Genomic DNA, 12,566 nt, shown 5'->3' with positions numbered 1-12,566 from the left:
CCGGCGGGTTCGTCCGCGACACGCCCGTCCGGCACCGGTTCGTCCGGAACGCCCCGGGGACCGGGGACGGGGTCCAGGTAGGTCGCCGGGTCGAACACCGCGACCGGGCGGGCGGCCTCCTCGGCCGGCGCGTCCGCGTCGGCGCCCAGCAGCAGCGCCGCCGCGACCGCCGGTTCCACGCCCGCCTGCGCCGCGAGCTCCAGCAGATGGTCGTGGGCGGTCTCCACGCCGCAGCCGAACCGCTCGGCCAGCAGCCCCTTGGCCTGCTCGACCACCGTGCGCGACCGCGCGTCGCGGCGCTGCGCGTCCAGCTCGCGGCGCAGCCGCTCCACCGTGGCGCCCAGCACCCGGACCCGGGCCTCCCGCGTCCTGTCCCGCTGCGTCTCCCGCTGCGTCCGTTCCTGCATGGCGGTGACTCCGGGGGGTCAGGGACCGCCCGTCCCACGGGCCCGCCCGGTGTGACACGGCGCGCAGGTCCTTGGGATGCTGAAGCGGTATCCGAAGCGGACATTCCAGTGTCGGATCACCTACAGAATGTAACAGGCCCTGGTCGTGACGGGGGAGGAAGCGGTGATCCCGTCGCGTGGTGCGCGCCCGGACGGCGCGCGCCGCCGGGACCCGCGACCGAGAGATGGAGACGGATGTGACAACGGAGTTGTATCCGCGTGAGCGGCTGGCCCGCGTCCAGGAGGCGACCGCGGCGGCGGGCCTCGGGGCGGTGCTGCTGACGCCCGGCCCGGACCTGCGGTACGTCACCGGGTACAACGCGCTGCCCCTGGAACGGCTCACCTGCCTGGCCGTCCCGGCGCAGGGCGACCCGTTCCTGGTGGTGCCGCGGCTGGAACTGCCCGCCGCCCAGGAGTCCCCGGCGGGCGCGCTGGACCTGGAGCTGGTGCCGTGGGACGAGACCGACGACCCGTACGCGCTGGTCTCCGGGCGGCTCCCGGCGGGCCTGCTGCGGGAGGGCGCCCGGGTCGGGGTCGCCGACCGCATGTGGGCGGTCATGGCGCTGCGGTTCCGCGCCGCGATGCCGGGCGTCGAGCAGGTCGCCGCCGGGACCGTGCTGCGCGGGCTGCGGATGCGCAAGAGCGCCGCCGAGGTCGCCGCGCTGCGCGAGGCGGGCGCGGCCATCGACCGCGTCCACGCCCGGGTGCCGGAGTTCCTGCGGCCGGGCCGCACCGAACGCGAGGTCGGCCGCGACATCGCCGACGCGATCATCGCCGAGGGCCACGAGACCGTCGACTTCGTCATCGTCGGCTCCGGCCCCAACGGCGCCAACCCGCACGCCGAGCTGTCGGACCGCGTCATCCGGCCCGGCGAGCCGGTCGTGGTGGACATCGGCGGCCAGATGCCCAGCGGCTACTGCTCCGACTCCACCCGCAACTACTGCGTCGGCGAGCCCCCGGCCGAGTACCGCGCCTACTTCGAGGTGCTGCGCCGCGCCCAGCAGGCGTCCTGCGACGCGGTCAAGCCGGGCGTCACGCCCGAGGCCGTGGACGCCGCCGGACGCCAGATGATCGCGGACGCCGGGTACGGGGAGCACTTCGTCCACCGCACCGGCCACGGCATCGGCCTGGAGGTCCACGAGGACCCCTACATCGTCTCGGGCAACGTCGAGCCGCTGGAGCCGGGCATGGCGTTCTCCGTCGAGCCGGGCATCTACGTCGGCCCGCACGGCGCGCGCATCGAGGACATCGTGGTGTGCACCGACACCGGATACGAGCGCCTCAACCACACCGAACGGGACCTGGTGGTCGTGGACTGATCGGTGCGCGCCGGGCACCCGGCGACGGCCGCGCGGAGGGCGGGATCCCCGGACAGGGGACCCGCCCTCCCGTCATGTCCGCGGTCAGATAACGATCTTTGCAACAAATGCCGTCCCGGACCTTCTTCGTGTTGCGGACATGGGTCGGGACCGGTACTCGTTGTGATCATCGCTTTCCGGTGACGAATGTGTTGCGTGCCGGTGAGCGGAACATGACGGGGCCGGGGTGTTCCCGGCCGGGGCCGGAAGGCAGAGGAGGGACCGTGGCGGAGGTCGTCCTGAACGGCGTCGGGAAGGTCTACCCCGACGGCACCAGGGCCGTGACCGACCTGAACCTGACGATCGCCGACGGGGAGTTCCTGGTGCTGGTCGGTCCCTCCGGGTGCGGCAAGACCACCGCGCTGCGGATGGTCGCCGGCCTGGAGGACATCTCCGAGGGCGAGGTCCGCATCGGGGACCGTGTCGTGAACCACGTGCCCTCGCGCGACCGCGACCTGGCGATGGTGTTCCAGAGCTACGCGCTCTACCCGCACCTGTCGGTGCGCGACAACATCGGGTTCGGGCTGTCACTGCGCAAGATGCCCAAGGATGAGATCCACCGGCGGGTGGAGGAGGCGGCCCGGGTCCTCGGGCTCACCGACCATCTGGACCGCAAGCCCCGCAACCTGTCGGGCGGCCAGCGCCAGCGCGTGGCGATGGGCCGGGCGATCGTGCGCGAGCCGCAGGCGTTCCTGATGGACGAGCCGCTGTCGAACCTGGACGCCAAGATGCGCGTGCAGACCCGCGCCGAGATCGCGCGCCTGCAGCGCGACCTCGGCGTCACCACCATCTACGTCACCCACGACCAGACCGAGGCGATGACCCTCGGCGACCGCGTCGCGGTGATGAAGAAGGGCCAGCTCCAGCAGGTCGCGCCGCCGCAGGAGCTCTACGACCGGCCCGCCAACCTGTTCGTCGCCGGGTTCATCGGCTCGCCCGCCATGAACCTGGTCCAGGGCACGTTCGCCGGCGACGCCGACGACCCGCGCGTGGAGATCGGCGGCCAGTCCCTCGCGCTGCCCGACAAGGTGCTGTCGGAGCGGCCCGCGCTGGGCGACTACTTCGGCCGCAACGTGGTCGTCGGGATCCGTCCCGAGGACATGGAGGACGCGACCCTGGTGGACGCGCCCGAGGGGACGACGCTGACCTCCACCGCCGAGCTGGTGGAGGCCATGGGCTCGGACGTCCTGGTGCACTTCGCGGTCGAGGCCGCGCAGGTGGTCACCGAGGACACCAAGGAACTGGCGCGGGACGCCGGCACCGACGTGCTCGGCGCGCTGGAGGCCCCCCGCACCGTCCTGGTCGGGCGGTTCAGCCCCCGCACCCGCGTCCGGGTCGGCGACCCGGTGACGACCCGCGTCGACACCGGCCGCCTGCACTTCTTCGATATCGACACCGGAGCGGCGATCTGGGGAACCGACGCCGCCCCGTCAGGGAGGAACGAGGAATGACGTTCGCAAGGCGTGTGACTGGCGTCGCCGTCGCGGCCGGGCTGATGCTGTCGGCCGCCGCGTGCGGCGGCGGCAAGTCCGACGAGGGCTCGGCCCCGGCCGGCGACGGCCCCCTCAAGGGCGTGAAGGTCGAGGTCGCGGCCAAGTGGACCGGCCCGGAGGAGGCCAACTTCCGCAAGGTGCTGGAGGCGTTCACCAAGAAGACCGGCGCGGAGGTCACCTACGCCTCCACCGGTGAGAACACCGACGCGTTCCTCGGTCCGCGCATCGCCTCCAAGACCCCGCCGGACGTGGCGATCCTGCCGCAGCCGGGCCTGCTCCAGCAGTACGCCGCCAAGGGCAGCCTCAAGCCGCTGGCCTCCGACGTGGTGGCCGAGGTCGACAAGAACTTCTCGCCGTACTGGAAGGAACTGGCCTCCTCCGACGGCAAGACCTACGGCGTGCTGGTGAAGGCCGCCTACAAGTCGATCCTGTGGCACCGGCCCGAGGCGTTCGAGGAGACCGGCGTCCAGCCCCCCGCGACCTGGGCCGACCTGGTCAAGGCCAGCGGCACGCTGCAGGACGGCGGGCAGACGCCGTTCGCGCTGGCCGCCGGGCCGCAGGACTCCTGGACCCTGACCGACTGGTTCGAGAACGTCTACCTGTCGCAGGCCGGGCCCGACAAGTACGACAAGCTCGCCAAGCACGAGATCAAGTGGACCGACCCCAGCGTCGGCAAGGCCCTGGAGACCCTCGCCGAGATCTGGGGCAAGCCCGAGTACCTGGCCGGTGGCCTGGCCCAGGCCACCAAGACCAAGTTCGACGGGTCGGTGACCGACGTGTTCGGCCAGAAGAAGGCCGCCATGGTCTACGGCGGTGACTTCGCCGCGGCGGTCGTCGGCACCACCAAGGCCAAGGTCGGCACCGACGCCAAGGTGTTCGCCTTCCCCAAGGCCGGCGACACCACCCCGGCGCTGCTGGGCGGTGACGTCGCGGTCGCGCTCAAGGACGGCAAGGGCGCGCAGGAGCTGATGAAGTTCCTGGCCTCGCCCGAGGCCGGCAAGGTCTGGGCGGGACTCGGCGGCTACCTGTCGCCCAACAAGAACGTCGCCCCCGACGCCTACAGCGACCCGATCGCCAAGCAGCTCGCCCAGCAGATCCAGTCCGCCGGCGACGCCGCCCGCTACGACCTGTCGGACCTGACGCCCGCCGCGTTCGGCGCCACCCCCGGCAAGGGGATGTGGGAGGGCCTGCGCTCGTTCGTGCAGAACCCCAAGGACGTGAAGGGCACCCAGGAGAAGCTCGAGGCCGAGGCCGCCAAGGCCTACAAGTGACATGAGTGCTGCGCAGAAGGAAGCGTCGCCCGCCGCCACGGCGGGCGGCGCCGCCGCGGTCGCCGGAGGCGGGTCCGGACGCGGGAAGGCGGCGACCACCGAGGGACCGTCGTGGCGGGCGCTGCTGTTCCTGCTGCCCGCGCTGGTCCTGCTCGGGTTCCTGGTCGTCTACCCGATCGTCTACTCGGTGATCCGAAGCTTCTTCGACGGCGGCGGCGACAGGTTCGTCGGAATCGACAACTACATCGGAGTGTTCCAGGGCCGCGAGAACCTCGTCTCGGTCCGCAACACCGCGGTCTGGGTGGTCGTCGCCCCGACCCTGGTCACCATCCTCGGCCTGCTGTTCGCGGTGCTCACCGAACGCATCCGGTGGTCGTCGGCGTTCAAGCTGGTGGTGTTCATGCCGATGGCCATCTCGTTCCTGGCCTCCGGCGTCATCTTCCGGCTGGTGTACGAGCAGGACCCCGACAAGGGCGTCGCCAACGCCGCGATGGTCGCGGTCCACGACATGTTCCGCGACAGCGCCGGCTACCCCGGCGCGGGCCCCCGCGGCGGCGCGGACCAGCCGGTGAAGGCCGAGGGCACCACCGTCGTCACCGCCAACCCGGTCAACCCCGGGCAGACCGCGCTGCTGCCGCTGCTGCGGATCAAGCCCGAGCACCTGCCCGCCAAGCCGACCCCCGCCGCCCAGCCGCCCGCCGCCAAGCCCGGCGAGATCACCGGCACGGTGTGGTTCGACTTCACCCGCGGCGGCGGAGGCACCCCCAACGCCCCCAACGCGGGGGAGAACGGCCTGCCCAAGATCAAGGTGGAGGCCGTGCGCGGCGGCAAGGTCGTCGCCACCGCCACCACCCGCGACGACGGCACGTTCACCCTGCGGAAGGTCGGCGACGGGGCCGTCACCGTCCGGCTGCCCCAGGAGAACTTCACCGCCGCCTACCGGGGCGCCGAGTGGCTCGGCGACACCCTCATCACCCCCGCGATCATCGTGTCGTACCTGTGGGTGTGGTCCGGTTTCGCGATGGTGCTGATCGCCGCCGGGCTCGCCGCGATCCCGCGCGACGCGATGGAGGCCGCCCGCGTCGACGGCGCGACCGAGTGGCAGGTGTTCCGCAGGGTCACCATCCCGCTGCTGGCCCCGGTGCTGATGGTGGTGCTGGTGACGATGACCATCAACGTGCTGAAGGTGTTCGACCTGGTGTTCATCGTCGGCGGCGGCGATCCCAACGCGAGCGTCCTCGCCCTGCAGATGTGGACCGAGGCGTTCGGCGGCGGCAACGACCAGGGGGCCGGCAGCGCCATCGCGGTTCTGCTGTTCCTGCTGGTGGTGCCCGCCATGCTGTTCAACATCCGGCGGCTGCGGCAGGAGCAGAGATGAGCACCGCGGAGAGGACCGACGAGATGGGCGCCGTCGACACGGCCAAGCTCCAGACGGTCACGGCCTCCGGGGCGCCCCGGCGCGGCCTGGCCGCCCGCCTGGTCGCCCGGATCGGCGGCGGCGCCGCCCAGGCGCTGCTGGCCCTGGTCGCGCTGTTCTGGCTGATCCCGACCTTCGGCCTGCTGGTGGTGTCGCTGCGCTCCAACTCCGACAACAACGCGGGCGGCTGGTGGCAGGTGTTCACCAAGCCGTCCCAGCTGACGGTCGACTCCTACCAGAACCTGCTCGGCAAGGCCGACTTCGTCGACTCGTTCTGGAACACCGTGGCGATCACGGTGCCGTCCACCGTCCTGGTCGTGGTGATCGCGTCGCTGGCGGGCTACGCGTTCGCCTGGCTGGAGTTCCCCGGACGGGACTGGCTGTTCCTTCTGGTGGTGGCGTTGCTGGTCGTCCCGGTCCAGGTGGCGCTGCTGCCGGTCGCCGAGCTCTACGGCAAGGTCGACTTCGGCGGCTTCCAGATGATGGGCTCGATCACCGGCGTGGTGCTGTTCCACGTGGCGTTCGGGTTGCCGTTCGCCATCTTCCTGCTGCGCAACTTCTTCGCGGGCATCCCCCGGGACCTGCTGGAGGCGGCGCGCATGGACGGCGGCTCCGAATGGACCATCTTCCGCCGCGTGGTGTTCCCGCTGGGCGGCCCGGCCATCGCGTCCCTGGGCATCTTCCAGTTCCTGTGGGTGTGGAACGACCTGCTGGTGTCCCTGGTGTTCGCCGACACCGACGCCCAGCCGATGACGAAGTGGCTCCAGTCGCAGATGCGGCAGTTCGCGGGCAACATCGACATCCTGGCCCCGGGCGCGTTCCTGTCCCTGCTGATCCCGCTGGCGGTGTTCTTCGCCTTCCAGCGGTACTTCGTGCAGGGGGTCCTGGCGGGCTCGGTGAAGTAGCGGCCAGCTCCCACGACGGCCCGTCCCTCTCCGAGGGGCGGGCCGTCGCCGTCCGGCTCACGAGGCCGTGGCGGCCTTGAGCGGCTGCTTCTGAACCCGGTCGGCCACGGGCCGCTGCGCCGCCTCCGGCTTCACCGGCGCCAGGGCCATCCGGCCGGGGACCGCCGAGGCGGGCACGAACAGCGCGACCGGAGCGGCCCTCCACACCGGCGGCGCCTCCTCGGCGGCGGGCCCGGTCACCGGATCGGTCGCAGGCTCCGCCTGGGGGAGCGGACGAGAGTCGGCGTCGTCCCGGCGCTGCGCGGCGTAGCCCACCCACGCGGCGGCCGGATCCTGCACCCCGTGGGCGACCGCCCAGCGCAGCGCGCCCAGGGTCCGGAACGGGAAGTGCAGCCAGCGGGCCCCGGAGAAGTGCGCGGTGCGCCTGTCCACCAACCCGGCCTCGCGCAGCCGGTCGCGGTGCTGGCGGCGCGAGTGCATGCCCCACAGCCACGGCGACAGCAGCGACATCAGGCCGAACGTGACGGCCTTGGTGTTGGGGACCTGCCAGTGCTCGGTGTAGTGCTCGTAGTTGATCCCCGACACCAGCAGCGCCACCCCGTAGGAGGCCGCCGTCAGCCGCGCCACGGCGTCCCCGGCCAGCCGCGCCTCGTGCGCGTGCCACTGGATGTAGATCGCGACCGACTCCAGCGCCCCGGCGAACACCAGGGCCTGGGCCAGGTTCCAGTGCAGGCGCTCGGTGGCGAACCCGATCTGGCCGCCGACCGCCAGCGCGTTCACCAGCAGGATCGGCGCGACGAGCACCAGGCGCGTGCGGAGCCGCTGGGCCAGGGCGGCCCCGGCGGCGGCCTTCTCGGCACGTTCCCGCCGCCGCGCGATCTTCGCCCGGCGGCGGTCCTCCTCGGCCAGCCGCCGCCGCTCGCGTTCGTCGGCCAGCTCCGCGGCGCGGATCTGCCGCTGCGCCTCGGCCTCGGCCCTGATCTGCCGCACCCTCGCCTCGGACAGCCGCGCGAGCTGCTCGGCCGAGACGTCCGCCGGCACCCGCGAACGCGGGGGGTTCTTCGCGCGCTTCAGCACGATGCTCATGCGTCATCTCCCTCGGTGACGGCCCGGTTACGGCCTCTGCGAGATTCAAGCCGATTTGGACGGGGCTGTTGGTGCGATTGGGCCGAGAGATGGCTTCTCGAAACGAAGAACCCCCGCGACATGGCAGATCCTCCGTGCCGGCGGGAGCGGCCGACGCGTCCGGCGCGTCTGAGTGGTCGGCCGAACGTGAAACACAACGGAATTAAGAGGCAGAAACGCACGTTTGTTCTTTTAGGCTTACTTGACAACTTATGGGGGAAATGGGACTCTCCACCGTGGCTGTGCGCTCTCCAGGGAACACGTTTCTTCCGTAACGATGATGGAACTCGGGGCATTCGGTTCGAATGACGACATCTTCTGTGACGGTCCCCTCGGGCGCGCCGTCCGGCGATTCCGAATCCGTTTCTGGTCGCTGGGTGCTCGCGCTGTTCCTGGTGACGCTCGGGATGTGGATCGGCCTGCTGGCGGCGACCCAAATTCTGCTCCCCGCACACATCGAGTCACTGGACCCGGCGCACAAGGTCAGGTCGCTGAGCTTGGTGGTCACGGTGGCCGCCGTCGCCGCCATCATTTCCGCCCCCCTGGTCGGCGCAATTTCAGACCGTACGAAATCGCGTTTCGGTCGGCGGCGTCCCTGGGTGGTCGGCTGTGCCCTGGTCTGTTCGGCCGCCCTCTTCTCCCTGCCGGCGCAGTCGTCGCTGCTCGGCGTCGGCGTGTGCTGGGTCCTCGTGCACGCCGGCGTGAACGGCATGCACGCGGCGCTGTGCGCCACCGTCGCCGACCGGGTGCCGGTGCACCGGCGCGGGACGGTGTCGGCCGTCGCCGGGCTGGCGATGCCGCTCGGGCTGGTGGTGGGCTCGCTGCTGGTCGCGGGCCTGTCGACGGGGAACGGGTACCTGCTGGTGGGCGCCCTCGTGGTGCTCCTGACCGTGCCGTACGCGGTCCTGGCCGGTGACGGGCCCCGGACCCCGGGGCCGGACGCCGCCGGTCCCTCCTCCGGGCGTCCGCCCGGACGGTCGCCGCGCGACCTGTACCTCGGCCCCTGGCGACACCCCGCCTTCGCCTGGGCCTGGGCCAGCAGGTTCTTCGCCCAGCTCGCGACCTCCCTGGCCACCCTGTACCTGCTCTACTTCCTGCGCGACGAGGTACGGGTCGGCGACCCCGCGGGCGGCGTCGCCGTGCTCAGCCTCCTCTACACCGCGGGCGCGGTCGCGGCGAGCGTCGCGGCGGGCTGGCTGTCGGACCGGACGGGACGCCGCAAGCCGTTCGTGGTGGCCGGGACGCTGCTCATGGCCGGGGCGCTGATCGCCATGGCGGCGTTCCCCCACTGGTCCGCGGCCATGGGGGCGGGCGCGGTGCTCGGCACCGGCTACGGCGTCTACCTCGCCGTCGACCAGGCGCTGGTCACCCAGGTCCTGCCGCACGCCCAGGACCACGCCAGGGACCTCGGCCTGGTCAACATCGCCGGCAGCGGCGCGGTCGCGGTCGCCCCCCTGGCGGCGGCCCAGACGATGCCGCTCGGCGGCTTCCCCGCGCTGTTCGGCCTCGCCACGGTGTGCGCCCTGGCCGCGGGGGCCTCGATCCTGCCGATCAGATCCGTCCGATGACGAACGTCGCACACTCCGCTCCCAGCACCAAGGAAGGCGTCGTTGCCCGACAAGCCCGAACGCAGGAACATCTCCTTCCGAGTCCTGGGCCGGCTCTCGGTGGGCGCCGACGGAACCGAGGTGCCGCTGCCGCGGTCGCCCGTCCTCCAGGGGCTGCTCGGCGTGCTGGTCCTGGCCGAGGGGGAGGCGCTGCGCATCGACCGGCTCACCCGGCTGGTCTGGGGGGACCGCGCCGAGGTCACCAGCCGCGAGTCGGTCCACGTGGCGGTGTCGCGGCTGCGCAAGTGGCTCGAACGGCTCGGCGACGACACGCTCTCGATCGACTACGACGACGGTTACCGGCTGCGCTTCCCGGTGACCGCGCTCGACCTCCACCGGTTCCGGGAGCTGGTGGAGCGGGCGGGCCGGCTCCGGGACCCGCACCAGCGCGGCGACGCCCTCGTGGCCGCCCTCGAACTGTGCCGAGGGCCGGTCCTGGCCGGGGTGGAACGCCTCAACCGCGCCGAGATCCTCGTGCGTTCCGTCGAGGACGACATCCGGCAGGCGGGACTGGACCTCGCGGCCACGGCCCTGGACACCGACGGCCACGACGCCGCGATCGCCCCGGTGGCCAAGCTGGCCGATGAGCACCCCTTCGACGAGCCCCTGCACGCCGCGCTGATGGAACTGCTGGCGGCCAGCGGGCGCCCCGCCCAGGCCCTGGATGTCCACCGGCGGCTCCGCGACCGGCTCCGGCAGGAGCTCGGCGTCGAGCCGAGCGACCAGGTCCAGCAGACGCGCCTTCGCGTGCTGGCCTGGGACCGGCCGGCCGCCGCGGAACCCGGCGCGCCGCCTCCCACACCGGTCCCCGCCGAGCTGCCCCCCGACATCCCCGACTTCGTCGGCCGCGCGGAGGAGGCCGCCCTGCTCGTCGACGTCCTGGTCCGCCCCTCCGGCGGGCGCGTGCGGACCGTGCCCGTCGTCGCCGTCGCGGGCATGGGCGGCGTCGGCAAGACCGCGCTCGCCGTCCACGTGGCGCACCTGCTGGCCGGCGCGTTCCCCGACGGCCAGCTCTACGTCGACCTGCACGGTGACGGCGGCGCCCCCACCCACCCCGCCGACGTGCTCGACCGGTTCCTGTACTCGCTGGGCATCAGCGGCACGGGGCTGCCCGCCACGCTGGACGAGCGCACCGCCCTGTTCCGCAGCCGGGTCGCCGACCGCAGGGTGCTCATCGTGCTCGACAACGCCGCCGACGAGGCGCAGGTGCGGCCGCTGCTGCCGGGGACCCCGAACGCGGCCGTGCTCATCACCAGCCGCAACCGCCTCACCGGGCTGGAGGGCGCGGTGCCGCTGGACCTGCGGGTCTTCACCCACGAGCAGTCCGTCGACCTGCTCGCCCTGGTCGTCGGCGAGGAACGGGTGGCGGCCGAGCCGGACGTCGCGGCGGAGATCGCCCGGCTGTGCGGGCACGTCCCGCTGGCCGTCCGGATCGCGGCCGGGCGGCTGGTCGGACGCCCGTACTGGGCCCTGTCGCACCTCGCCGAGATGCTGCGCGACGAGAAGAACCGCCTGGACGAGCTGGCCCTCGGCGACCTGGCCGTCCGCACGAGCTTCGGCATGAGCTACCGCCAGCTGCCCGCCGAGACCCGGCGCGCCTTCCGGCTGACCGGCCTGCTGGACGCCCCCGATTTCGCCCTGTGGACGGTCGCCGCGCTGCTGGACGTCCCGCCGCACGAGGCCCGGCCCCACCTGGAGACGCTCATCGACGCCCAGCTGGTGGCCATGGCGGGCGTCGACGCCACGGGGGAGCTGCGCTACCGCATGCACGACCTGGTCCGCCTGTACGCGCGGGAACTCGCGGCCGAGGACACCCGCCGGCAGCGGACCGCCGCCCTGGCGCGGGCGCTGGGGGCCTGGCTGTGGCTGGCCGAGCGCGCCGCCGACCGGGTCCCGGGACCGGCCTACGCGGCCATGCACGGTGGCGCGGCGCGGTGGCCGCTGCCCCCGCGGGTCGCCGCGCGGCTGCTGAGGGACCCCATGGCGTGGTTCGCCGCGGAGCTGCCGGCCCTGGTGGCCTCGGTCTACCAGGCGTGCGACCTGCGGCTCGACGAGCTGGCCTGGGACCTGGCCGCGAGCCTGGAGAAGTACTGCGACATCCGCGGGATCTACGACGACTGGCGGCACATGCACGAGCGGGCCCTGCGCTTCTGCCGCGCCGCCAGGAACGCGCGCGGCGAGGCCGTGCTCACGCGCGGGCTGCTGGAGGTGAACACCTGGGCGTCGCAGGAGAAGGACGGCCCCGCCATGGTGCGGATGCGCGAGTCGGCGGAACGGCTGCTGCAGATGTTCACCAAGCTGGACGACCCGCTGGGGAGGGCCGACGCGCTGATCCTCATCACCTGGGGCCTGGTGGCCCAGGGGGCCGAGGAGGAGGCCCTGGCCACGGCGCGGCGCGCGCTGCGCGTCGCCGAGTCCGCCGGGTACCTGGGAGGACAGGCGCGCGCCCACCACCTGATGGCCGTCGCCTACGGCGAGCGCCGGGCGGACCTGGCCCTGCCCTGCCTGGAACGGGCGCTGGCGATCGCCGACGAGCTCGGCAACCCCCGCCTCCGCGCGACGATCGTGCAGTTCCTGGGGGCGGCCCACGCCCTCACCGGGGACATCGCGACCGGCGAGCGGATGCTCACCGAGTCGATCGCGATGGCCCGGGACATGGACGACCGCTACCTGGAGACGTTCTCCCTGGTCTACCTGGCCAAGCTGTTCGCGGCGACGGGGGACGGGCGGGCCCGGGAGACCGCGGAGCTGGCGCTGTCGCACAGCCACGCCGGCAACTTCCGGCACCACCTCGCCGACGCGCTGGCCGTCCTCGGCGAACTGCACCTGGCCGCGGGCGAGATCCCCGCGGCCGTCGCCCGCCTGGAACGCTCGGTCGAGGTCTGGCGCGGCCGCGGCTGGGTCCCGTTCCTCGTCCGGACCCTGCGCACCCTCGCCGACGCCC

Annotated in this window: 9 protein-coding genes; 7 read left to right on the top strand and 2 right to left on the bottom strand. The window is 72.8% G+C overall.

All coding sequences use genetic code 11. From position 1 onward, the window contains the following. Positions 1–407, bottom strand: a 407-nt coding sequence (locus AKI01S_RS02340) for an ANTAR domain-containing protein (protein ID WP_157419609.1), incomplete at its 3' end; no start/stop codon positions are given. 236 nt (positions 408–643) lie between these two features. Here AKI01S_RS02340 and AKI01S_RS02335 point away from each other — a divergent pair. From AKI01S_RS02335 to AKI01S_RS02315, 5 genes are all read left to right on the top strand, one after another. Continuing rightward, complete coding sequence (locus tag AKI01S_RS02335) at positions 644–1,765, top strand: M24 family metallopeptidase (protein ID WP_245681446.1); 1,122 nt, start codon at positions 644–646, stop codon at positions 1,763–1,765. A 263-nt stretch (positions 1,766–2,028) separates the two neighbouring features. Next, positions 2,029–3,255: an ABC transporter ATP-binding protein gene (locus tag AKI01S_RS02330; protein WP_067811778.1), complete on the top strand. Its 1,227-nt coding sequence runs from the start codon at positions 2,029–2,031 to the stop codon at positions 3,253–3,255. Then, positions 3,252–4,568: an ABC transporter substrate-binding protein gene (locus AKI01S_RS02325; protein WP_067811776.1), complete on the top strand. Its 1,317-nt coding sequence runs from the start codon at positions 3,252–3,254 to the stop codon at positions 4,566–4,568. The genes AKI01S_RS02330 and AKI01S_RS02325 overlap by 4 nt, the downstream gene beginning before the upstream one ends. A 1-nt stretch (position 4,569) precedes the next feature. Next, positions 4,570–5,946, top strand: coding sequence for a carbohydrate ABC transporter permease (locus AKI01S_RS02320; protein ID WP_067811774.1), 1,377 nt, complete (start codon positions 4,570–4,572; stop codon positions 5,944–5,946). 23 nt (positions 5,947–5,969) lie between these two features. Continuing rightward, entirely contained in the window at positions 5,970–6,890 is a 921-nt protein-coding gene (locus tag AKI01S_RS02315) for a carbohydrate ABC transporter permease (protein ID WP_067811781.1), read from the top strand. Positions 6,891–6,947: 57 nt separating this feature from the next. Here AKI01S_RS02315 and AKI01S_RS02310 read toward each other — a convergent pair whose 3' ends face one another. Further along, positions 6,948–7,976, bottom strand: a complete 1,029-nt coding sequence (locus AKI01S_RS02310; RefSeq protein ID WP_067811773.1) for a hypothetical protein — start codon at positions 7,974–7,976, stop codon at positions 6,948–6,950. A gap of 416 nt (positions 7,977–8,392) precedes the next feature. On the opposite strand from AKI01S_RS02310, the gene AKI01S_RS02305 reads away from it, so the two are divergent. Further along, the gene (locus AKI01S_RS02305; RefSeq protein ID WP_169813894.1) at positions 8,393–9,583 is read left to right on the top strand and encodes an MFS transporter; all 1,191 of its coding nucleotides are present in this window, start codon (positions 8,393–8,395) and stop codon (positions 9,581–9,583) included. A 42-nt stretch (positions 9,584–9,625) separates the two neighbouring features. Continuing rightward, the coding region (locus AKI01S_RS02300; protein WP_067811769.1) for an AfsR/SARP family transcriptional regulator at positions 9,626–12,566 on the top strand (2,941 nt) is incomplete at its 3' end.

It is taken from the genome of Actinomadura kijaniata NBRC 14229 (assembly GCF_001552175.1).
Lineage (GTDB): Bacteria > Actinomycetota > Actinomycetes > Streptosporangiales > Streptosporangiaceae > Spirillospora > Spirillospora kijaniata.
This window is presented reverse-complemented; position numbering and strand designations above follow the sequence as displayed.